The organism is Burkholderia gladioli (assembly GCF_000959725.1).
In the GTDB taxonomy this organism is placed as follows: domain Bacteria; phylum Pseudomonadota; class Gammaproteobacteria; order Burkholderiales; family Burkholderiaceae; genus Burkholderia; species Burkholderia gladioli.
Genome location: NZ_CP009323.1, coordinates 609375 through 629418 on the forward strand (window position 1 = coordinate 609375; position 20044 = coordinate 629418).

A 20044-nucleotide genomic window follows, 5' to 3' on the forward strand; every position below is an offset into this window, starting at 1 on the left:
ACTGCGGAATAGTCGGGTGTGCGCCAGCGTCCGCGTAGACGCCACCAATAACCGGGTGGCGCGCACCCGCTCGACGCTCGGGCTCAACGACAATTTCAGCGGAGCGGATTTCATGTAGGCCGGCAACGAGTCTGGCGGTATGCGGCCAATGACACTAATCGCCTCGTCACTGACGCTCGACTTTGCAAGTCGGAAGGCAGCGATCGGTCGGTTGTGCCATTTGCGCAAGGCGCGATCCTTTAATCCATGTCGTCAACACCTAGTTCAACAACCACCATCTTCGCTGCTGCCCCAACCGAACGCCCTGTCCAAAACCGAACCCTTTCGGACATGCCTACGAAGCCATGTCCGAAAATTAGGTTTCGCTATTTTCGGACATGGGCTATGATTCGGACATCAATTTCGTACATATCGAGAGCAGCATGTCCCGAACTTTCGCCTACGCCCGTGTAAGCACGACTGATCAGACCGCAGCCAACCAACTCCGCGAGATCGAGGCGGCTGGCTTTTCGGTCGATAAGCGCCGCGTCGTTACGGAGAGCATTTCTGGAAGCGTAAGCGCGCACCAGCGTCCGGGGTTTGCCGAGCTACTACTCAAGATGGAGGAAGGCGACGTTCTGATCGTGACGAAACTCGATCGCCTTGGCCGCAACGCGATGGATGTGCGTGCGACCGTCGAGGCGCTGGCAGAGCGGGGCATTCGGATTCACTGCCTCGCGCTCGGGGGAGTCGACCTGACCAGCGCTGCCGGCCGGATGACGATGCAGGTATTGAATGCCGTCGCTGAATTTGAACGCGACCTGTTGATTGAACGCACCCAGTCCGGCATCGCACGGGCAAGAGCGGAAGGGAAATCTATGGGCCGACCAGCTGCGCTAACGAAGCAACAGCAAAACGAAGTACGTCACTTACTCGGCGAAGGTGCGTCCGTGGCCGGGCTTGCTAAACGGTATGGGACAAGCCGTCAGACGATTATGCGCGTACGGGATGCGGCGTAGAGCAGTGACGTATCAAAGTTACTTTTCGCCGCATCACAAAATACCCTCACCCCGCTACCAACGATTATTGAGCAATCGCTGATCATTTATCGGCTTTGCTGGCAGAGGGCCTCGGAATGCCGTCAACAATAATCACTTCCGGCGCGTCCTTTCCCGCAGACAGCACAAGATTACGGAATGCAGCCATTCGATCCTCGGAGGCCCCTCCGTTATCGATGACCAAATACACCCCCTTCGTTGCCCGCTCTGCCTTTTGGTATATCGGCAACTGCTTCTCGAAACCATGAAACAGCTGAGAATTACTAGAAAGTTTCACCTCGACCAAAACTCGCCCATCAAAACCGCTGCTTAGCTTAAAATCCACTGGCCCACGACCGCCATCACTCTCGGGCGACAACTCAAGACCGTTCGCACGACAATATGCGGACGCGATCCCGAAAAATATCAATTGAGCAGCCGACTCATGCTTTCGAGTTCCACCCTTATTATAAAGAAGCTTGCAAAGCTGATTATCCTCAATCAACTCACGAAAATGCTGACAGATCTTCTTCACCACTGCAAAAACGCGCTCGGTATCGGCAGGAGCCTCAAGCGTCAGCTCCAGCGGATATGCCGCCGAGAATTCCTTAGAAGCTCGATACCATCGAGTTTCGCCGGCTGGGTCATCCTTGAAATCGTACAGGCTCCGACCGGCCTTGTGATATGCGCTAAGGACATCCAGTAGAATATCCGGGTGTTTGATAAACGAGTTTCGCAGAACCTCTTTTTGATCAGAGAGCGTCGCTTTCCGCCACGAATCACCAATGATCGCATTTAATTCATCTCTGAGGAGCTTATTTTCGTATGCGATTCTTGAAATATCGCCATACGTTTCCGCGATCGGAAGATCACGCAATATATCCCGAGGAACCAAGATAACGGCGTTCCCCGTAACCGGATTCAGCGGCATATCCTCTTTCGGCAATCCTTTGGAAACCACCAACGGCTCCATTGGAATTCCAAAATCACTACATACCCGCTGCGTAAATTTAACTAGATCTTCAAGGATAATACGGGCAACCATATCACTAATTCTATCTGGCCCAATATTATCCTCGAACGCGCCGACCAACTCGAATAACGCGGGATCTTTCACACCCGCATCGATGATCTTCTTTACAGTTTGAAGCAGGGGTTTTCGAAGCCCCGGCCCCATCCCGCTCCCTGTTTTCCCGTTGGTGGCATACCCAATGCACAACCCGTGCACTTCCGGAAACGTAAGCCTCTGATCAGCAGTACGCCAGAAAACGTCACCTTCGACACCAATATTCGAGACAACCTTCAGAACGTCCGCAAAATGCTGGGACACTCGGTCGTAGCTGTTAGCTAGCTCTTCGGTATCCGTGTGCTTGAGCAGACAAGGGTCGATAAAAAGCCGAGTATCGACTCCGAATACAGGATCAAGCGCGCCTGAAGCCTCGAATGCATCAGGATCGATACCGTAGTAATCGCAAAAGCTCTGCATTGCCCCCACCCCGTGCTGGTCGTTCGTCTGGTCTCAATATTCTAGCTTGAGACAGCGGCAAACCCGCTCCGACCAGTCATCACGCTCAATCGCTATCGCCGCGCGGGAGACTGGCGGCCGGGGAGTTCTTTTGCGCGGAACGCCCCAGACGGGACGAAAGTTCGCGAGCAGCCGTATGAACGCGCCTGTTAGGCGTCTGTCTCCAAAGTTATCTCCAAGAAAATCAGTGTTCTGGAGATACGTTTGGAGATAGGGATCTCCTTGCCAGACAAGGCTGACAAGCCGAAATGAATGCTTGTCTCCAAATCTCCAAAGATTTTTGCGCTCGGCGGCATGGCAACCGTCGCTTGTACCGCCTGCTATCGGCGATCACCCCTATGCCGAGATACGTGTTGGTATTTTTGTTGGTATCTATGCACTATGCCCAGCCAAATTGCATGTGCCGCCTAGAGATATGAATTCTGTCGGGGACCAGTTACCCTCCCAAAGCCTCCCAAGATTGCCTAAAAAACCCCGCAGAGCCTTGCTGTGCGGGGTTTTTGTTGCCATCATTGCCCAACCTTGACCACTACAAGCCAAGTTAAGTGAGGGCATTTTTGGGGAGATAGGCGAATGCCCCCAAATCCGATGCCCCCATGCAGTTGGCTTCAGCATCATGCCGACATGCGCCATACCCAGAATCGTCGCGATCGCATCCAGACGCTCCGCGCGATCCGCCTGACGCATCTGCACCGCGAGACGGCCCTGAGCGCTGCCAATCCAGAAGGCCGCGATGATCGCAGCGATTGAGCCGACGGCCTGGATAAGCCCCGCCACATCCCCGATAGTCATCCCTGCTCCTGCCTCGACAAGTAACGCAACTCGGCGTGCACAACCCCGAGGCCGCTTCATCCATGCACACGCATGCCTTAGTACGCAGTCAGAGTCGCTTGCTGATGTGCCAGCAGAGACAGAAGAAAGTCACTCATCACTTCCTGGGTGTGACGAGGCCCCATGTCGAGTTCCCACTCGAAGGGTTGATGCGGATCGAAGGCCAACATCCGGTTGCTATCAAGCAAAATTGTCATGATAGTTTTAGATGCGTCCGCAGATGACAGTGCCCTGTCCATCGCGAAGAACCGATAGCGCCCAACAATCTTCGTACCCTTGAACGCGTGATCAAACATGGCGTCGATTTCACCGTGAGGTGTATTCAAACTAAAGTCTTCGGCGACAGAAGAGCTTGCGCGCCGCAGTTGTAAGCCCAGATCGCCGCATAATCCGCTCGCCAAAAAATCTTCCAATAATTTTAAAAAACTTACCGCGACCGCACTCAAGCCTGCCCCGGACAAGGCTACTTGGCGAGCACGATGCATTTCGATGCCGCTAACTCTTGTCATCTTTAATTTCACCCTTAAATGCCCATCTCCAAAATTTACCCAACAAACACACCCGAGTAGGCTCCGTTTTTATTTGAGATGGAACTGGCCAATCGATGAAGTGCGCAATCAATCTCATTCCGAATTTTATTGGAACGATATTATGAGATTGATTTTGCGAAACAGCCATTTCATTCTGACAAATTTGCACCAACAAACCCAAAGCAGGTGGTTCTTTGGCGTCAATTCGATACCGAGCTTCATTCCATTGGTTGATATTCTCCTCAGTGAATTGAAAGGGGCCAATCTTAAAAATGTCGGCAATTAAATTCTTGAATTCACGTGACAACTCTGAATGTCGACGAGCGCGCTCCGAAAAACCAAATACAAGAGACAACGCCGAACCCGTAGTTATCGCAACAGCGATGACAGCAACAACGGAAGGATCGGAAGCCTTATAAAGAGCCGCCGATCCGCCAATCAACGAAAACGCTTTAGTCAACTTATCCCACAACTCGAAGAATCTTTCCCGTTTCTGGTGGTAAAGTGCCGACATTTCCGTGTGATACAGTACGTCGTGCCTGCGAGTCCATGCGCCGTCACTAGGACCATCGTCGATTACCTCATTCATTTCTTCGGCTTCGGCGGCGGTTCAGTAATGGGTGCACGACTCGTCACGACGTTGGGACTCCTCTTCTCGCGATAGCTTTCATTGGATGGGGTCGGTCGATGACCATCCCGGGTCGGGACTTTGCGTTGGATATTGCCCGGATTAGAAGGTTTTTTGTCAGTTGCCATGAATATCACATGAAATAGTTTTTGCGATGGGCGGCCCACAACTCGCCGAGTCGATATGCACTTACTTTTTTAGTTCCGACGCTCGTAACGATCACCGGTTCGGGCGTTCTTATAGTGACCTCCCTTGTGCGAGGAACCATGGCCGCCGACATAGTGGCCACCGCGAGCGGTGGCTGCAGTCGGGGCGGCAATAGCAATGCACAGCAGCACTGCGAGGATTCTTTTCATTCTGTGATCTCCCAGTCGATTGCGCTCATAGCAGCAGCGACGTGCCGACGACATCGAGCAGCCGAGTAAAAATTGGGCTAGCCGCGGAATACCACGGCTTGATTGAGCGCGGACACGATCTGCTGGACGAGGCCTCGATCCGGCGATTGGAACGCCCGTACTTCGCCAGATGCGGTATGCAGGACTACGTCGTACTGCCCTTTCGCGTTCCACGCCACGAATACGCCGATTGCGATCGCGGCGAGGCCGAACACCCAGACCTTGGCGAACAACAGCAACAATCCGATGATTGCTACGATCACTCCCAGCGCTCTCGACGGCGCCTTTTCCACATGCTTGATGGAGGTAACGTTGCTCATGGCGTAGGTCTGCCCTGGCACGATGAAGCGCGTGTTCGTGACAGTTACATTCCCGTGCTGAAGAAACACGGTTTCGCCCATGCCGTTAGACTGGCTAACAGTTGTACTCATTGATTCCCCCGAATCGTTGGTCGTGTTTTAATCATCGCTACCTATCCTAAAATGAATAAGTGCTGCGTCAGCGTGACGAACTTATCTAGTCCGATACGATACCGAATTGGTTACCGTTGGCAAGTAGTGGTCGAATGTAGCGAGCGCCGGTAGCCAACAGGAATCGCACCTGTACAATCCACGGCAACGGTTTTTTAGGGGCACCAGTGGGGGCATATTTTTATAAAATCTCCCGCTAAGCCCTTCTGGCGTTGACATTTGAATTCTGTCGGTGACCAGTTAGCCTCCCACATCTCTCACGATCGGTAACCCCGCAGCTTAGGCCAATCTGGCAGACCTCTCTAGCGCCCACCGTCAACCATCGCCGCCCTGCGAATCAGTCGACGCCAACAGAGGGTCATGACGCACGTCCCAGGATACTTCAATTGCCCGCTTGCTATGCTGCGCCGCGATTTCATGGCCGACCTCGCATAGGTACATCAGCGCACTGTGATCGATGGTACCCGACCTGAGATAGCAAAAAATCGCGTCGAAAATGGCTCCGACATAACGGAAAGCGCGCATGCTCGCGTCCAACTCATCGGCGGCCCGAATGGCGCTGTTGACGTGCTCACTCATACGACTCCTCCGCATGCGCAAAGACAGTCAGCCTATACGGAGCTCCGCTGGATATGTCACGCGCATCCAAATAGGCGAGCCTCACGAGATGGACATCGACACGCACCGATCGACTGCACTCGACAACAACCTTTACTCCTTGCTCAACTCGATCAACGCCCCGACCGAGCGGGCCACCTCGAGAATCTGATCGATGCTTGCCACCGGGCCTACCATCAAGGCTAGATTCGTAGCGCCAAACATCAAAACGTGGAAGCCCATTTCGCGCCTGTCCTCGTCCGACAGGTATTTGTGAAATTGACGTGCCGTCGATACGCCGAACAAGTTCGCCATCTGGGCATTGGTATAGCCCAGGCGCTCCTTGAGAAGACGCAACGCGTCGCTGCTGGGCGGCTGATATTTCATTCGATTTTGTCTCGCATGGGTGCGTGTAGACGTAAAGCCATAGCTTCATGGTGAGCTCCTTTCGGAATATCGGGCACAGCGGGTTGCATAGCCCAGTGCTCCGAAAGGTATCACCCTTAGGGTGACTATTCAAATGCGACGGAAACGCACAAATCGAACCATAAGCACGTCATAGCCAAACGTCCCACAAGGAACTTGAGCGCCCCCTCTACAGCCCCGCTCTCGCGCGCCGATATCCAGAAATGACAGCGACGCGTCGATGCTCTCACCCGCGCCCTTGTCCATGCTGGCCCGTCCCGATTGGCAAGCCCCTTCCTGGCACGGAAAATCGCACTCTCTCGATCAATACAAGCAACCCTCAAGAAGAATCATAGGAACCATGCAGTCACGGAAGCAACGGCCACCCATCGAGGAACTAGTCTTCATCGACGATTTTTTCCGGGTAGCCGAAAACGGTTTGCCTCCCTCGCCGGAGAACCGCAAATTCCTGCGAGCCTTCTTCGGCACGGGTGCATCGAGGCTGGGCTGGCGCGTGCGCGAGCTCAGCGTGCAGTCGCAGCGCGGCAGCATCTGCGTGCCGAAGATCATGGAAAGCCTGGGCCTGCCCTCGGACCGTGCCGGCTGGGCGGCCGCCTGCGTCGCCGACCTGCAACCCGCAGCCGAGCACCTGGCCATGCTGGCCTTGACGCCCGCCAGCCTGGTAATCGGCTGGGGCCTCACGCCGGCCATCATGCAATACGTGGACAGCCAGGGCGCGGCCTTCATCGACGTGGAAATCGACTCGATCCGCTTCACGCGTGACCTGCATCTGGCCGTGCGCACCAACGACCCGGGCATCCGGGAAGAACTCGAGCACCTGCGCATCGACGAGGAGACGTTCTGGTCCACCGCGGCCGGCCTGCGCGGCCACTTCGCCCGACGCGGACATTCGTCCATCGTGAACGCCGACCTGAGCGTGGGCCTGTTCGTCGGGCAGACCAGCGTCGACCTTGCCCTGGTCGGCGGCGGGCGCCTGGCCCAGCCTGCCGATTTCATCGAACCGATCCGCCAGTGGGCACAACAGGTCGACCTGCTGGCCATCCGCCCTCATCCTGCCCAGGCCGATACGCGGCAATTCGATGTCCTGCTCGACAGCATCCCCAATGCCCTGCTGATCAAGCACAACACCTACAGCCTGCTCTGCGCCGACAACCTGGCTTTCGTCGGCGCGATATCGTCCGGCGTGCTCAAGGAAGCGCCCTATCTGGGCTGCAGCGACGTTCGGTACCTGCTTGCCGACGACCGCAATACCGCCGGCCGGCTGCCACCCGAGTGCTCTGCCTGGATTCCGGTACGGCTCGAAGTGGCCAGCGCACGCTCGCTGGAAGCGTTCTCGGCCGCGCGAAGCCAGCTCGGCTCGCGCTTGTCCGCAGCGCCGTCCCCGACGTTTGCCGAGGACACGCTCACCCAGATCTTCGCCTACCGTTGGGGGCTGGACCCGGCTGCGAGCGGCTTGCCCGAATTCCCGGTGTTGACGCCGGAACAGCCGATGAACCTCGCCTCGGGCACCCCCGCCGCGGCGACCACATTCTTCACGCACGGCTGGCACTGGCCCGAATCATGGGGAGCATGGACAGCGGAGCCGCGCGCCTGGCTGCTGGTGCCGCTGGACTGCTCGGCAGCCGCCAGGGCTGACGCAGGTTTCGTCCTGACCCTGCGCGGCTACGTCTATGCCCCGCCTCCCGCGCAAGCGCCGGACGTGAGGATCACCGTCAACGGTCGGGAATGCCGAGCCGCCGTCAATCAGGACGGTGGCCTGGAATGGATCGTCGATCTCGATGCGGATGCCGTTCAGCGCCGCTTGCTGATGATTGCCATCGAGGTGCGGGGAGCCCTTCGGCCCTGTGACGTGAGCGAAAACAAACACGACATGCGAACAGTTGGATTCGGCCTGGTCGATCTCAGCTTGCGTGAATGCACAAAGCTCACGGACGCAACCATCCCTACATCCTCACTATCTGAAAACGTGGGGCCTTGCCTACCCACTCCGGCTGAGGCACCTGATGCGACAGTGGCGGCGGCAACTGTCCAGGCACGCGGGAATGCAAGCTGAGAGAGACAGGACCGATATCGGCCGCCATGAAGAACGGCGCCTCGATCCGAGGCGCCGTTCTTCATCCATTACGTAAAACCGCGCTCACGCGGCCGGCGGGCAAACGGCCCCTTGATAAATCAACTGATAGGTGTAGTGCTTGTCCCACGACAAAGGTGGAGTACCCGGCACGATCCACTCGGCGTAATTGCCGGCCATGGTCCCCGCCGCGAACTGCGACGTGCCGATCGTCGCGATATTCGTCGACGTACCGCCCTGCACGATCGGCGCCGTGCCATACCACTCGAACTCGGCACCATTGAGAAACCAGTTTCCGTTCCAATGCTGGGTCGTGCCATACCAGGTATTGTTCGCACTAAAGCACACGCCCTGATTGGCATAATGTCCGCCGCCCGGTGCGTAATAGAACACCGCCTCCCAATAACCGACGGGCGACGTCTGGGTCTGCGCGGTGGCAAGCGTCGCCGGCAGCACGCACAGTGCCGCCAGCAGTTGGCAAAGCTTCTTTTTCATCTGGCCTGGTCCTTGTTGTTTGTTGTTGCGGCAAGCACGTCGACGGCACTCGATGATTGCCCGATTACGAACGCGCAATCGGGCAACACGATTATCGATATACGCCGATCGAAATGGCGACGTGAAATAACCGCGAACGAAAACTAAAGAAAACCAAGCGATTTGTAAAGCACGAGCGCGGAGTTGCCCCCTACTCCTTGTCGATATCCTTCTCCTTCGCCTTCTCGAGATTCTTGACCATCTCATCAAGGATCCGATGCATCTGCTGGGTCATCTTCTTCAACATTTCCGCGTGCACCTTCGCGACAGCCGGATGCGTGCCCTCCGGCAGCCCCGAATGCTGCTGAAGCGCATGCATCACGGCCATCGACTCGGAATCGCTGAGTGGGCCGAGCGTGGACAGGATGTCCTGCTGCATCGCCACGTCACTCGGTATCGGCAGGGGCGGCGCGGCTTGCGCGAAGAAATGCGCGATGCGCGGATCCGGCCCGGCCGATGCATGCGCCGCGCTATCGCCGCCCGGCAAGGCGGTGCGATTGCGCGGGCGCGAACCCGCGGCCCCCGCTTGCTGTCGCTGTGTCGAGAAACTCTGCGGAATCCCGGCGAAGTGCGCCGTGGAAATCCGGCGCACCGCGCCGCCGGGGTCCTGCCGGTTGAGGCTGGACGGCGGGTGGCTGTCGTTGCGCGAAACCTCGGCCGGCGCGATCGGCGTGATGTTGCTGGAAGTCCTCACCATGATGGCGGCCTGTGTCGAATATGGGCCATCGCATTACACCCGAATCGCCACCGCGCGCCGCGGGTTTAGCGAAGCCGGCAATGCGTTTACGAAACCAGCCGCGACTCGCGCGCACAGCCAACTTATGCACAGCGGCCCGACCAACGGCGCCTGTGCATAAACCCCAAATCGCATCGCCTCGACCCGCCCGTCCGGGCCTCGCCGCCAGCCACATCCCGCCCGTGTCCCGCGCTCGTGCGAAAATCCCGCCTTTGCCGCGCCCGTCGCGGCCCCTGTCACACCGCACTGGATGGAGTCCCATATGAACGTCAACGAACAAATCGCCGCGCTGACCGCCGCCGAACTGCAGACCGCCGGCGCCGGCCAGGCCACCGCGATCGCGCTGACGGTGCTGCTGCGCCACCTGCGCTCGCCGCAACTGGCGCAGATGATCTCCTCGGCCTTCGAGAACCACGAGGCCGTGATGCTGCAATCGCCCTGGCCGGAGCAGATGCTGCAGTCGTATCGCTCCACGCGCCGCCTGCTCGAAGGCGCGGCCGGCGTCGAGGCGGGCGAGGCCGATCCGGCCGCCTGAGCCCGCGCCGCGCGGGGCTCGCGCCTTGCGCGATGCCTCGCTTTGTTCGATGATGGTCGAGTCGCGCGTCGCGCGACCGGCCGCCGCGCCTGGATGCGCCAGCCGCCTTCGTTCCCGCCGTCGCCGACGATGCCCACCGAATCCGACAAACCCAAACGCCGCCCGTCCACCCGGACACAGAACCTGATCGCCATCGTCGCCGGCGTGACGACCTTCCTGATCGGCGCGGGCTGGGTGATCCACAGCTACATCGTCGATCGCGAAGCGCCCTATTTCGCGATCCCGCTGGTGTTCTCGGTGCCCGTGATCGTCGCGGTGACGATTCGCAGTTTCTGGGATTGAGCGCCGCGATCCTGCCCCGCGCAGGAATCGCGTGTGAATCTTCGCGCGCGGCGCCGGTCATACGCGCGACGCGGCCAGCCCGGTCCGCGCCCGCCCAACCGCCGTATTCCGCATGATTCGCCAGCCTATCTTCCGTCTTGCCCCTCGTCTCCCCGCCCTGCGACGCCTGCTCGCCCTGCTCCTGATGACGTTCGCCGCGTCGCTGCTGCCCAAGGCCGCATCGGCCGCGCCCGGCACTCGCGCCTGCGCGACGACAGCCCATGGCGCCCACGCCCGCCGCTGCATCGCCAAGCCGAACAAGCGGCATATCAAGCCGGCACCGCATGCCAAACGCGCCAAGGCGCACAAGCCGCGTGCGCACACGACGATCCGCAAGAAGCCGCGCCGCCGCGTCACGCCCAAGCCGGCCGTGGCCGCGCAGCACGAGCGGCTGCATCGCAAGCGCGCCGCACGCGGCACCCACCCGAAGCGCAAGCCGCTGCCGACGCCGGGCCATGCCCCGCGCGTGACGGCCAGCGCTCGCGCCGCCGCCGCCCAGGCCGCTGCCGCCGCCGGCGCCGGCGCCCGGCCGCAATTGCTGGCCAGTTGCGGCTACACGCCAGCCACCAAGCGCCTGCTGCGCTCACGCGCGATCTACGTGGTCGACGAGCGCACCGGCACGGTCCTGCTCGAACGCAATGCGAGTCAGATTCGTCCGATCGCCTCGGTGTCCAAGCTGATGACGGCGGTGGTCTCGCTCGATCGCCGCGCACCGCTCGCACGCAGGATCAGCGTCACCGGCGCCGACCGCGACACCATCAAGTTCACCGGCTCGCGCCTGAAGGTGGGCTCGACGCTGTCGCGCCGCGACATGCTGCATATCGCGCTGATGTCGTCGGAGAACCGCGCGGCGGCCGCGCTCTCGCGCGACTACCCGGGCGGCCGCCCGGCCTTCGTCGCGGCAATGAACCGCAAGGCGCGCACGCTCGGCATGAGCAACACGCATTTCGTCAACGCCACGGGGCTGTCGCCGCGCAATGTCTCGACCGCGCGCGATCTCTCGCGCCTGGTCGCGGCGGCGAACCGCTATTCGACGATCCGCGCCTTCTCCACCGATCGCGCGCAGATCGTGAGGCCGGGACACGGCCAGCTCAGCTATGTGAATTCGAATGCGCTGGTGCGCGGCGGGGATCGACACATCACGCTGCAGAAGACCGGCTTCATCAACGAGGCCGGCCACTGCGTGGTGATGCGCTACCAGATCGGCGCGCGGCCCGTCGACGTGGTGCTGCTCGACGCGCCCGGCCCGCGCGACCATATCGCGGACGCGATCCGCATCCGCAACTGGCTGAACTGCTCGCTGCACTGAAGGCAGCGATGGGGGATGATGGCGAGGCTCAGCGCACCACCGCGCGCCCGACCTCGTTGGAGCCTTGCCAGAGCCGGTAGCGCACCTCGTAGCCGACCGGCGCATACACGACCACCGGCAGCCGGCTGTTGTAGCGCAGCAGGAAGCCGTCGCCCTGCGCGATCACGAATTCGGTCTGCGGCGCGGCGGTGGGCGGGCAGGCCTTCATGGTCGAGACCACCTGCCCGATATCGGTCACGCGATAGTAGGGGTAGCCCCAGCCGGACACGGTCTCGTGCTGCAGGCGGGCCGGAAAGCTGCGGATGTTGCAGTCGACCGGCATGGTCTTGCCGACGATCACCTGCACGCGCACGTCCTCCTCGAGCTCGGCGGGCGGCAGCGTGATCACCGCGCGCTGCATGCCGGCCGCGGGCGCCGGATAAGCCTTCAGGTCGACGTTGGCGGCGGCCGGCGTGGCAACGGATGCGGGCGCGGGTGCCTCGCTCTGCGCCACGGCGAGACGCGCCGTGCCGAGGGCAAGGAGTGCTGCGGCAGCGACGAAGGACAAGCGGGTCGGACAAGGCATGCGGATCTCCTGATCGAACGGTGGAAGTAACCAGAAACAGGATGCGCGCCGCCGCACGATGCCGGTGCGTGACACACCGGCGCGGCAGGACTTACGCGATTGTAATCTCCTGACACAATTGGTCCCGAACTTGCCCAAGTCGTTCCTTTCCTAACCAACAGCACCCTGGAGAACCCACATGCTGAGACTGCTTGGAACGCTCGGGATCGCGGCTGCCCTGGCAGGCTGCGTCGCCGCCCCCGACGGCTACTACGGATATTCGGATCCCTACTACACCGACGGCTACGCCTATGGCCCCGGCTATGCGCCTGTCTACGGCACGGTCAACGTCTGGGGCGGCGGTGGTGGCGGCTGGTATCGCGGCGACCGCTGGGGCCATGGCTGGCACGATCGCGGCGGCTGGCACGGCGGCAACGGCTGGCGCGGCAATGGCGGCGGCTGGCATGGCAACGGCGGCGGTTGGCACGGCGGCGGCGGTGGCTGGCATGGCGGCGGCGGACGGGGCGGCAACGGTTGGAGCGGCGGAGGCGGCGGTGGCCACGGCGGTGGCGGCGGTCACGGCCACTGAGGTCGGCGCGCGCAACTTGCAACCAGATGTATCAGTGAATCGGCCGGCCTTGCCGGCCGATCTCGTATCCGGCGGCGCCTGCTCGACGGGCGATCACCGCCCCGCCAACGAAACAGCGCCCGCCCCGGAAACCCGGAGCGGGCGCTGCGTATTTCCCGCAACTGAATGAAGACCGGCGGCGCCCTGCAGGACGCGCGCCGTCTCGTGCCGTTCAGCGGCTTACCAACCCGGCTGCTGGTAATAGCCTGGCGCCGGCTGCGGACCGCAAGCCACATAGACATTGCGGTAGCGATCGAAGCAGGTGCCCGGGGGCGGGCCGGCATAAGCCTGCTGGTATTGATACTGGGCCGGCTGATAAGCCGGTTCCTGGTAGGCCGGAGCCGCGTAGGCCGGCGCAGCATACGCGGGAGCCGGCGCCAGCGCCGACGAGACGATCGCGCCCAGCACCGCGCCGCCGATCAGCGCGCCGACCACAGCGCCACCGCCGCCGCCATGCCCACCGTGCCAACGCCCATGGGCGGAAGCCGGGCCTGCGACGACGAGCGCACCGGCAGTCACCAGCACCGCGACGATTTTCTTGTTGATCATGTTGCTCTCCACTCAAGGTGGTACGTGATGGAGACCATTCTGGGACGGCTCGGCCGTAACAGGTGCAGCAAGTGGTAACGCCGGATTACGCCTGTAAACCGGGCGAGACCGCCGCGTAAGCCTGTGCCATGCCAGGTGAGGCGCGGCTTGGGGTCGCGTGCTAGCATTTTCGGGATATTCGATCCCTTTCGATCCCCGAGGCGCCGCCATGAACCCCGACATCGCACATCGGTTCGACGCCGAATTCGCGCCGCGCATCGCCGAACGCATCACAGCCCTGCTCGGCCCGCACGTCGCCGCCACGGTACGTCCCTATGGCGGGCACGGCCACCCGACCCACGTCGATATCGTCAACACCTCCCACGAGCATCTACGCGGCCTGCACGGTTACACATTCCCGCTCAACCTCACCATGACCTGGGATACCGACGAGATCGAGCAGTTGGTCGGCGCCGACGACGGCACGCGCTTTGCGCACTATCTCGACGCACTCTCGCGCAAGCTGCCGAACTGGGAGGACGCGCGCGGCATCGACTTCGGCTCGCGCACGCAAAGCGAGCCGCTGATCCTGCTGGGCGGGCTCGATTTCGAAGGCTGAACCAGTCGGCATGGAGCGCCCCGGCGACACGTCGCATTCGCAATGCCGGTGATACACTCGCCCGGTTCGCGTCGGCATGGCGGTGCCTGCCGCCAGCACGGCGACGCGCCTGGTCCAACTCGACATTCTGGAGACGCCCATGGCCGAATTCCGGCTGCGCACCGACGCATTTCCCGAAAACGGCTTGATGCCGAAAGCCCAGGAGTACCGGCACGAAGGTTTCGGCGTGGACGGTGACAACCTCTCGCCGGCGCTGAGCTGGGAAGGCGTGCCGGCCGAGGCGAAAAGCCTGGCCGTCACCGTCTACGATCCCGACGCGCCCACCGGCAGCGGCTTCTGGCACTGGGTGGCCGTGAACCTGCCGGTCGGCACCACCAGCCTGCCCACCGGCGCGGGCGCCCCCGGCGGCGCGCAATTGCCGGCCGGCACCGTGCAGGTACGCAACGACTACGGCGACGAGGGTTTCGGCGGTGCCGCGCCGCCGCGAGGCGACAAGCCCCATCGCTACATCTTCCGCGTGCACGCGCTGAAGGTGGACAGCCTGCCGATCACGCCCGACACCACCAACGCGATCGCGCGCTTCATGATCCACCTGAACGAGATCGCCTCGGCCAGCTATACCGGCCTCTACGCACTCAAGTAAGCCCGCTGTTCCCGACGGCGGCATCGGGCCGATGCCGCCGCCAGCCGCGTGCCGCCGAGAGACGGCACCCATCCCGCGCCACCGCGTCCGAGAACTGCGAACCGGTTGCGCCCGCAACCGATCGACCGGCGGCCGTGCCACGAAGGCATAGCCGCCTCGTGCCAAGACACGCCATGAACGCCGAAGATAACGGCCTGCCCCTTCCTCAACGCTACTGGGCGATCGTCTGCGTCGCGCTCGGCATCACGCTGGCGGTGCTCGACAGCGCGATCGCCAACGTCGCCCTGCCGACCATCGCGCGCGATCTTCAAGCCAGCGACGCCGCCTCGATCTGGGTCGTCAACGCCTACCAGCTCGCCATCACCATCTCCCTGCTGCCGCTGGCCGCGCTCGGCGACCGGATCGGCTACCGGCGCGTCTACCTGGGCGGCCTGATGCTGTTCACTGTGGCCTCGCTGGGCTGCGCGCTGGCCGACTCGCTGGCTTCGCTGGCCGCCTTGCGCGTGATCCAGGGCTTCGGCGCGGCCGGCATCATGAGCGTCAATACCGCCCTGGTGCGCATGACCTATCCCACGCGGCTGCTCGGCCGCGGCGTCGCGCTCAACGCGATGGTGGTGGCGCTGTCCTCGGCGGTCGGGCCGACCGTGGCCTCGGCCGTGCTCGCGGTGGCGCACTGGCCCTGGCTGTTCGCGATCAACGTGCCGATCGGCATCGCCGCGGTGGCGGTCGGCCTGCGCGCGCTGCCGCCGAACCGCGGCCACGACGCGCCTTACGACTATCTCAGCGCGGTGCTGAACGCCTGCGTGTTCGGTCTGGTGATCATGACCGTCGACGGGCTCGGCCACAGCCAGAACCATGCGCTGGTGGCAGCCGGCGCGATCGGCGCGGTGGGGCTCGGCTACGTGTTCGTGCGGCGCCAGCTGAGCCAGCCGGCGCCGCTGCTGCCGGTCGACCTGCTGCGCATCCCGATCTTCGCGCTGTCGATCGGCACATCGATCGCCTCCTTCACCTCGCAGATGCTCGCCTTCGTCGCGCTGCCGTTCTGGCTGCAGCACACGCTCGGGCTCTCGCAGGTGGAAACCGGGCTCTACATGACGCCCTGGCCGCTGGTGATCATGGTGGCCGCGCCGCTGGCCGGCGTGCTCTCGGATCGCTATTCGGCCGGCATGCTGGGCGGCATCGGCCTGGGCCTGTTCGCCGCCGGGCTGCTCGCGCTGGCGATGCTGGGCTCGCATCCGGCGCCGTTCGACATCGTCTGGCGCATGGCGCTGTGCGGTGCCGGTTTCGGGCTGTTCCAGTCGCCCAACAATCGCACCATCCTGTCCTCGGCGCCACGCCATCGCAGCGGCGGCGCCAGCGGCATGCTCGGCACCGCGCGGCTGACGGGGCAGACGCTGGGCGCGGCGATCGTCGCGCTGATCTTCAGCGTCGCGCCGCAGCACGGGCCGACCCTCGCGCTTTACGTGGCCACCGTGTTCGCGGCGATCGCGGCCTGCGTGAGCCTGCTGCGGCTCGGCGCGACGCCGCCCGCGCAAACGGCTTGATCGCGACGACGGTTCGCGGACCGAGCCTTTCTTCCCTCTCCATGTAAAAAACGACGGCACCTCGCGGTGCCGTCGTTGCTTCATGCAGCATTGGCCTTATCGGCTCGATTCGTCACGCATCGGCCACGCGCCGGCCCACGCGCCGCGTGATCGAGGCGGCGGTCGCGACGCTGCGCAGGTCGGACAGGAAGGAATCGCGCCACACGCCCAAGTCGTTGCGCTTGAGCGCGGCGAAATTGCTGCCGTGACGCTCGCGCCGTTCGCCGAGCGGCATCGACAGCGCGCGCTCCAGCGCATCGGCCATCTGCGAGAGATCGGCCGGGTTGACGATCAGCGCGCCCGGCAGCTCGGCCGCCGCGCCGGCGAACTCGGACAGCACCAGCACGCCCGGATCCTCCGGGTTCTGCGAGGCGACGTATTCCTTGGCCACCAGGTTCATGCCGTCGCGCAGCGGCGTGACATAACCGACGTGGGCATGCCGGAACAGCGCCATCAGCAGGTTGCGTTCGTACTTGCGGTTCAGGTACTGGATCGGCGTCCAGTCGAGTTGCGCGAATCGGCCGTTGATGCGACCCGCCTCGCCTTCGAGCGTCTGGCGGATGCGCTGGTAGGTCTGCACGTCCGAGCGGGTCGGCGGCGCGACCTGCACGAAGGACACGCGCCCCTGCCAGCCCGAGGCGTTCGACAGCAAGCGCTCGAAGGCCTGGAAGCGCTCGACCAGCCCCTTCGAATAATCGAGGCGATCCACGCTCATCACCAGCTTGCGGTCGCGGATCGCATCGCGAAGCGCGGCCACCGGCTTGCGCTGCGCATGCTGGACCGCGGCCTCGGCGATCGCATCGGGATAGACGCCGATCGGATAGGCGCCGACCTTCACCACCCGACCATGCACGTGCAGCACGCCGTCCTCGGAGGCGGTGCCGATCCCGCGCCGCTCGAGATAATCGACGAAGGACTGCTTGTCCGATTCGGTCTGGAAGCCGACCACGTCGTAGGCAGCCATGAAGCGCACCAGCTCGTCGTGCGGCGGCACCGTGCGCAGCACCTCGGGCGCGGGGAACGGGATGTGCAGGAAGAAGCCGATCGGATTGCGCACGCCCAGCTCGCGCAGCGCGTGCGCGAAGGGCAGCAGGTGGTAGTCGTGAACCCAGATGATGTCGTCGGGCTCGACCAGCTTGCTCAGTTGCTTGGCCAGGGTGCGATTGACGCGCAGATAGCCTTCGTACTCCTGGCGATCGAAGCGCGCGAGATCCATGCGGTAGTGGAACACCGGCCACAGCGTCGCGTTCGAGAAACCCCGGTAGTACTGGTCATAGTCGCGGCGCGCCAGGCCGACCGTCGCGTAGGTCACGTTGCCTTCGCGCTCGATCACAGGCTCGCCCGCCTCGCCGACGATCTCGCCGTTCCAGCCGAACCAGACGCCGCCCGATTGCCGCAGCGCGTCGAGCACGCCCACGGCGAGACCACCCGCCGAGGGACGCGTATCCTGGCCGGCTGCCACGCGATTCGAAACCACGATCAATCTGCTCATACGGCTTGACCTCCTGTGCTTGATGGGGACGGCGCAAGAACACACGCCGATGCCTGATGTCGCGAGCAGGTGCTGTGCCCGGCGCGACGGCGCGATGTTCGCTTCTCGATCTCGCATGCCGACTGGACGGCCAAGCGCGGCGCAGGCGCGCAAGTAACACGCCGTCACCCAAGGCAAGGTCGATATGAGCGATGAAGCGTTCAGGCGTCCTGTTCGGAGCCCAGATCGCGCTGGTAGTCGATCCCTTCGGGACGCGCGCCACCCTGGTTGTGATCGCCGTCGGCGGGTGCCTCGGGCACGGCGCCGGTGGACGCGGGAGAAGACGGCCCGGTGGGCACGGCGGGGCGGCTCGCGCCTTCGTCGTGTTGCGGGCGGGGGTTGCGCCGCGTGCGGCGCATGGCAGGGTGTCTCATTGAGCTGTGCGGCGTCGCCGTGGAAACAGTCAGTGACGAACGAGTGTAGGCTGGCCCGATCCCTGCGAAGGTAACAATTACCTTCAATTTGTAACGATACGACCCTCGCCAACGCTTTTGTATGACACTGTGCGCCGACCGGCGCCGCAAACGTTTATCCATCTTTTGCAATTCGGGTCGGATATCTGCACCACAATGGCGGCCGGTGCCGCGCCGTCAGGAGCGGGCGCGGCGGTTACCAGACAGGACCGCATCCAGCATGAATTCACGCACTGCAAGGCTCGGGCGGCCGGCACGTCGCGCGGCGAGCCTGGCGCTCGCCAGCGCGGCGTTGCTGTCGACGCTGCTCTCCGGCTGCAACTCCCTCTACAGCGAAGGTGCCACCGCCGGCGCGGGTATCGCCGGCGCGGCCGTGGCCGCCAAGGTGACCAACAATGCGGCGGTGGCGACCGGCATCGGCCTGGGCGTGGTGGCCGCGGCGCGCGCCGGCGTGCAGTACACGCAGCGTGTCGCGCACACCTATTCGCAAGGCCAGATCGCCGACGCGGCCGGCCCGCTCGAGGTGGGCGGCGTGGCGCGCTGGTCCACCCATCACACGATGCCGATCGAGGACGACGAGTTCGGCCGCGTGACCGTCAGCCGCCTGATCAGCGTGGGCCCGCTCGACTGCAAGGAGATCGTGTTCTCGGTCGACAGCGATGCGAAGAAGGCGGTCGCGGCGGCAGCCGGCGCCTCGTCGGCAGCGGCGGCTTCCGGGGCTGTAGCGGCATCGGCGCCGGCCGCTGTCCCGAGCGGCGCGTCGTTCTATGTCGCCACCATCTGCCGCGACGGACCGAAATGGAAGTGGGCTTCGGCCGAGCCGGCCACCGGCCGCTGGGGAGCGCTGCAATGATCGCGCTGCGCACCGTCGCGATCGTCTGCGCGCTCGCGGCGGGCGTCGCGACGCTGCCCGGCTGCGGCTCGGCGGGAGCGGCCAGCGGCGCGCTGGCGGGTGCGGCCACCGGCCTCGTCACCGCCAATCCGGCGATCGGCATCGGCGTGGGCATCGCCGTGCAGGCCGCTACCGACGAAGCGGTCAATCGCACCATGAAGGCGTTCCAGGCGGGGCAGCAGGATGTGATCGCCAGCACCGCGGGCGGGCTCGCGGTGGGTCAGGTGGCGCCGTGGAAGGTGAAGAACCGCATCCCGATCGACAACGGCGAGGGCGAGGTGCGCGTGACGCGCGCGTTCTCGACGCCGCTGGCGCTGTGCAAGGAATTCGCGTTCTCGGTGAAGGATGGCGACAAGGCGGATTGGTATATCGCCAGTGCCTGCGAGGCGCCGCAGGGTGGTGCTTGGACCTGGGCTTCGGCGGAGCCGGCCGTGGCGCGTTGGGGGAGTTTGCAGTAGGCGGGATCGGAAAACGACGATGCGCGCGGGTCGTGTGACCGCGCGCGCATCGTTGGGGCATCGTGATCCAATCACAGACCGAGTGCTCTCAAGCGTGTACGGATCGATGCAGCATTCTTGTAGGGAAACGTGACACGTCTTCCATCAAGCAAGCCTGGACTGCCCAGGGAATACTAGACGCCGCTGGCCTATGATTGGACCGGACAGCCTTCCGTAGGCGC

General features: G+C 63.0%; 24 protein-coding genes. 12 read left to right on the forward strand and 12 right to left on the reverse strand.

Going from position 1 to position 20044, the window contains the following annotated elements:
- Positions 1-422: 422 nt before the first annotated feature.
- Positions 423-998: a recombinase family protein gene (locus BM43_RS19665; RefSeq protein WP_036053041.1), complete on the forward strand. Its 576-nt coding sequence runs from the start codon at positions 423-425 to the stop codon at positions 996-998.
- Positions 999-1080: 82 nt separating this feature from the next.
- Here BM43_RS19665 and BM43_RS40630 read toward each other — a convergent pair whose 3' ends face one another.
- Positions 1081-2502 (reverse strand): hypothetical protein, encoded by a 1422-nt coding sequence (locus tag BM43_RS40630; RefSeq protein ID WP_144417680.1) that lies wholly within the window; start codon positions 2500-2502, stop codon positions 1081-1083.
- Positions 2503-3165: 663 nt separating this feature from the next.
- On the opposite strand from BM43_RS40630, the gene BM43_RS42500 reads away from it, so the two are divergent.
- Positions 3166-3291: a hypothetical protein gene (locus tag BM43_RS42500; protein WP_255222508.1), complete on the forward strand. Its 126-nt coding sequence runs from the start codon at positions 3166-3168 to the stop codon at positions 3289-3291.
- 119 nt (positions 3292-3410) lie between these two features.
- Here the strand turns inward: BM43_RS42500 and BM43_RS40635 are convergent, their stop codons facing one another.
- From BM43_RS40635 to BM43_RS19690, 5 genes are all read right to left on the reverse strand, one after another.
- Complete coding sequence (locus BM43_RS40635; RefSeq protein ID WP_126242624.1) at positions 3411-3881, reverse strand: hypothetical protein; 471 nt, start codon at positions 3879-3881, stop codon at positions 3411-3413.
- Positions 3868-4491 (reverse strand): hypothetical protein, encoded by a 624-nt coding sequence (locus BM43_RS40640; protein WP_126242625.1) that lies wholly within the window; start codon positions 4489-4491, stop codon positions 3868-3870. The genes BM43_RS40635 and BM43_RS40640 overlap by 14 nt, the downstream gene beginning before the upstream one ends.
- A 472-nt stretch (positions 4492-4963) precedes the next feature.
- The gene (locus BM43_RS19680) at positions 4964-5356 is read right to left on the reverse strand and encodes a DUF6232 family protein (protein ID WP_052409226.1); all 393 of its coding nucleotides are present in this window, start codon (positions 5354-5356) and stop codon (positions 4964-4966) included.
- Between the two features lie 354 nt (positions 5357-5710).
- On the reverse strand, positions 5711-5974 hold the full coding sequence (locus BM43_RS19685; protein ID WP_036049625.1) for a hypothetical protein: 264 nt from the start codon (positions 5972-5974) through the stop codon (positions 5711-5713).
- 132 nt (positions 5975-6106) lie between these two features.
- A complete protein-coding gene (locus BM43_RS19690) occupies positions 6107-6379 on the reverse strand; it encodes a helix-turn-helix domain-containing protein (protein WP_020381335.1) in 273 nt (90 codons plus the stop codon).
- 379 nt (positions 6380-6758) lie between these two features.
- Between BM43_RS19690 and BM43_RS19695 the strand changes: the two genes are divergently transcribed.
- Positions 6759-8471 (forward strand): hypothetical protein, encoded by a 1713-nt coding sequence (locus BM43_RS19695; protein ID WP_174490196.1) that lies wholly within the window; start codon positions 6759-6761, stop codon positions 8469-8471.
- An 84-nt stretch (positions 8472-8555) separates the two neighbouring features.
- On the opposite strand, the gene BM43_RS19700 is transcribed toward BM43_RS19695, so the two are convergent.
- Together BM43_RS19700 and BM43_RS19705 are read right to left on the reverse strand one after the other, a co-directional pair.
- The gene (locus BM43_RS19700; RefSeq protein WP_017920641.1) at positions 8556-8984 is read right to left on the reverse strand and encodes a hypothetical protein; all 429 of its coding nucleotides are present in this window, start codon (positions 8982-8984) and stop codon (positions 8556-8558) included.
- Positions 8985-9174: 190 nt separating this feature from the next.
- Positions 9175-9720 carry a hypothetical protein gene (locus tag BM43_RS19705; protein WP_036049622.1) on the reverse strand — a complete coding sequence of 182 codons (546 nt, stop codon included), beginning with the start codon at positions 9718-9720 and terminating at the stop codon, positions 9175-9177.
- A 301-nt stretch (positions 9721-10021) separates the two neighbouring features.
- Between BM43_RS19705 and BM43_RS19710 the strand changes: the two genes are divergently transcribed.
- From BM43_RS19710 to BM43_RS19720, 3 genes are all read left to right on the forward strand, one after another.
- Positions 10022-10294, forward strand: coding sequence for a hypothetical protein (locus tag BM43_RS19710; RefSeq protein WP_013699011.1), 273 nt, complete (start codon positions 10022-10024; stop codon positions 10292-10294).
- Positions 10295-10423: 129 nt separating this feature from the next.
- Positions 10424-10636 (forward strand): hypothetical protein, encoded by a 213-nt coding sequence (locus BM43_RS19715; RefSeq protein WP_025096578.1) that lies wholly within the window; start codon positions 10424-10426, stop codon positions 10634-10636.
- A 112-nt stretch (positions 10637-10748) separates the two neighbouring features.
- Positions 10749-11984, forward strand: a complete 1236-nt coding sequence (locus tag BM43_RS19720; protein WP_036049620.1) for a serine hydrolase — start codon at positions 10749-10751, stop codon at positions 11982-11984.
- A gap of 28 nt (positions 11985-12012) precedes the next feature.
- On the opposite strand, the gene eco is transcribed toward BM43_RS19720, so the two are convergent.
- Positions 12013-12549, reverse strand: coding sequence for a serine protease inhibitor ecotin (gene eco / locus BM43_RS19725; protein WP_036049618.1), 537 nt, complete (start codon positions 12547-12549; stop codon positions 12013-12015).
- Positions 12550-12727: 178 nt separating this feature from the next.
- Between eco and BM43_RS19730 the strand changes: the two genes are divergently transcribed.
- The gene (locus BM43_RS19730; RefSeq protein WP_036049615.1) at positions 12728-13117 is read left to right on the forward strand and encodes a hypothetical protein; all 390 of its coding nucleotides are present in this window, start codon (positions 12728-12730) and stop codon (positions 13115-13117) included.
- Positions 13118-13336: 219 nt separating this feature from the next.
- Here BM43_RS19730 and BM43_RS19735 read toward each other — a convergent pair whose 3' ends face one another.
- Positions 13337-13705: a hypothetical protein gene (locus tag BM43_RS19735; RefSeq protein WP_029949158.1), complete on the reverse strand. Its 369-nt coding sequence runs from the start codon at positions 13703-13705 to the stop codon at positions 13337-13339.
- A 208-nt stretch (positions 13706-13913) separates the two neighbouring features.
- Between BM43_RS19735 and BM43_RS19740 the strand changes: the two genes are divergently transcribed.
- The 3 genes from BM43_RS19740 to BM43_RS19750 all read left to right on the forward strand — a co-directional run bounded on the left by BM43_RS19740 (position 13914) and on the right by BM43_RS19750 (position 16490).
- The gene (locus BM43_RS19740) at positions 13914-14303 is read left to right on the forward strand and encodes a DUF5594 family protein (RefSeq protein WP_036049612.1); all 390 of its coding nucleotides are present in this window, start codon (positions 13914-13916) and stop codon (positions 14301-14303) included.
- Between the two features lie 139 nt (positions 14304-14442).
- Positions 14443-14946, forward strand: coding sequence for a YbhB/YbcL family Raf kinase inhibitor-like protein (locus tag BM43_RS19745; protein WP_025096584.1), 504 nt, complete (start codon positions 14443-14445; stop codon positions 14944-14946).
- Between the two features lie 173 nt (positions 14947-15119).
- On the forward strand, positions 15120-16490 hold the full coding sequence (locus BM43_RS19750) for an MFS transporter (RefSeq protein WP_036049610.1): 1371 nt from the start codon (positions 15120-15122) through the stop codon (positions 16488-16490).
- 112 nt (positions 16491-16602) lie between these two features.
- On the opposite strand, the gene otsA is transcribed toward BM43_RS19750, so the two are convergent.
- Together otsA and BM43_RS19760 are read right to left on the reverse strand one after the other, a co-directional pair.
- A complete protein-coding gene (gene otsA / locus BM43_RS19755) occupies positions 16603-18021 on the reverse strand; it encodes an alpha,alpha-trehalose-phosphate synthase (UDP-forming) (protein WP_036049608.1) in 1419 nt (472 codons plus the stop codon).
- A 200-nt stretch (positions 18022-18221) separates the two neighbouring features.
- Positions 18222-18434, reverse strand: coding sequence for a hypothetical protein (locus BM43_RS19760; protein WP_036049605.1), 213 nt, complete (start codon positions 18432-18434; stop codon positions 18222-18224).
- A 259-nt stretch (positions 18435-18693) separates the two neighbouring features.
- Between BM43_RS19760 and BM43_RS19765 the strand changes: the two genes are divergently transcribed.
- Positions 18694-19326 carry a hypothetical protein gene (locus BM43_RS19765; RefSeq protein WP_036049603.1) on the forward strand — a complete coding sequence of 211 codons (633 nt, stop codon included), beginning with the start codon at positions 18694-18696 and terminating at the stop codon, positions 19324-19326.
- Entirely contained in the window at positions 19323-19823 is a 501-nt protein-coding gene (locus BM43_RS19770) for a hypothetical protein (RefSeq protein WP_013699023.1), read from the forward strand. Before BM43_RS19765 ends, BM43_RS19770 begins: the two co-directional genes overlap by 4 nt.
- The last annotated feature ends 221 nt before the right edge of the window (positions 19824-20044 follow it).

What these genes read in the sequence shown, in the direction of transcription:
- BM43_RS19735 (WP_029949158.1), bottom strand. Translation starts at nt 13,705, where the DNA reads ATGATCAACAAGAAAATCGTCGCGGTGCTGGTGACTGCCGGTGCGCTC.
- BM43_RS19745 (WP_025096584.1), top strand. Translation starts at nt 14,443, where the DNA reads ATGGCCGAATTCCGGCTGCGCACCGACGCATTTCCCGAAAACGGCTTG.
- otsA (WP_036049608.1), bottom strand. Translation starts at nt 18,021, where the DNA reads ATGAGCAGATTGATCGTGGTTTCGAATCGCGTGGCAGCCGGCCAGGAT.
- BM43_RS40630 (WP_144417680.1), bottom strand. Translation starts at nt 2,502, where the DNA reads ATGCAGAGCTTTTGCGATTACTACGGTATCGATCCTGATGCATTCGAG.
- BM43_RS19765 (WP_036049603.1), top strand. Translation starts at nt 18,694, where the DNA reads ATGAATTCACGCACTGCAAGGCTCGGGCGGCCGGCACGTCGCGCGGCG.
- BM43_RS19750 (WP_036049610.1), top strand. Translation starts at nt 15,120, where the DNA reads ATGAACGCCGAAGATAACGGCCTGCCCCTTCCTCAACGCTACTGGGCG.
- BM43_RS19695 (WP_174490196.1), top strand. Translation starts at nt 6,759, where the DNA reads ATGCAGTCACGGAAGCAACGGCCACCCATCGAGGAACTAGTCTTCATC.
- BM43_RS42500 (WP_255222508.1), top strand. Translation starts at nt 3,166, where the DNA reads ATGCGCCATACCCAGAATCGTCGCGATCGCATCCAGACGCTCCGCGCG.
- BM43_RS40635 (WP_126242624.1), bottom strand. Translation starts at nt 3,881, where the DNA reads ATGACAAGAGTTAGCGGCATCGAAATGCATCGTGCTCGCCAAGTAGCC.
- BM43_RS19760 (WP_036049605.1), bottom strand. Translation starts at nt 18,434, where the DNA reads ATGAGACACCCTGCCATGCGCCGCACGCGGCGCAACCCCCGCCCGCAA.
- BM43_RS19730 (WP_036049615.1), top strand. Translation starts at nt 12,728, where the DNA reads ATGCTGAGACTGCTTGGAACGCTCGGGATCGCGGCTGCCCTGGCAGGC.
- BM43_RS19720 (WP_036049620.1), top strand. Translation starts at nt 10,749, where the DNA reads ATGATTCGCCAGCCTATCTTCCGTCTTGCCCCTCGTCTCCCCGCCCTG.
- BM43_RS19710 (WP_013699011.1), top strand. Translation starts at nt 10,022, where the DNA reads ATGAACGTCAACGAACAAATCGCCGCGCTGACCGCCGCCGAACTGCAG.
- BM43_RS19685 (WP_036049625.1), bottom strand. Translation starts at nt 5,974, where the DNA reads ATGAGTGAGCACGTCAACAGCGCCATTCGGGCCGCCGATGAGTTGGAC.
- BM43_RS19715 (WP_025096578.1), top strand. Translation starts at nt 10,424, where the DNA reads ATGCCCACCGAATCCGACAAACCCAAACGCCGCCCGTCCACCCGGACA.
- BM43_RS19690 (WP_020381335.1), bottom strand. Translation starts at nt 6,379, where the DNA reads ATGAAATATCAGCCGCCCAGCAGCGACGCGTTGCGTCTTCTCAAGGAG.
- BM43_RS19680 (WP_052409226.1), bottom strand. Translation starts at nt 5,356, where the DNA reads ATGAGTACAACTGTTAGCCAGTCTAACGGCATGGGCGAAACCGTGTTT.
- BM43_RS19665 (WP_036053041.1), top strand. Translation starts at nt 423, where the DNA reads ATGTCCCGAACTTTCGCCTACGCCCGTGTAAGCACGACTGATCAGACC.
- BM43_RS19770 (WP_013699023.1), top strand. Translation starts at nt 19,323, where the DNA reads ATGATCGCGCTGCGCACCGTCGCGATCGTCTGCGCGCTCGCGGCGGGC.
- eco (WP_036049618.1), bottom strand. Translation starts at nt 12,549, where the DNA reads ATGCCTTGTCCGACCCGCTTGTCCTTCGTCGCTGCCGCAGCACTCCTT.
- BM43_RS19705 (WP_036049622.1), bottom strand. Translation starts at nt 9,720, where the DNA reads ATGGTGAGGACTTCCAGCAACATCACGCCGATCGCGCCGGCCGAGGTT.
- BM43_RS40640 (WP_126242625.1), bottom strand. Translation starts at nt 4,491, where the DNA reads ATGAATGAGGTAATCGACGATGGTCCTAGTGACGGCGCATGGACTCGC.
- BM43_RS19700 (WP_017920641.1), bottom strand. Translation starts at nt 8,984, where the DNA reads ATGAAAAAGAAGCTTTGCCAACTGCTGGCGGCACTGTGCGTGCTGCCG.
- BM43_RS19740 (WP_036049612.1), top strand. Translation starts at nt 13,914, where the DNA reads ATGAACCCCGACATCGCACATCGGTTCGACGCCGAATTCGCGCCGCGC.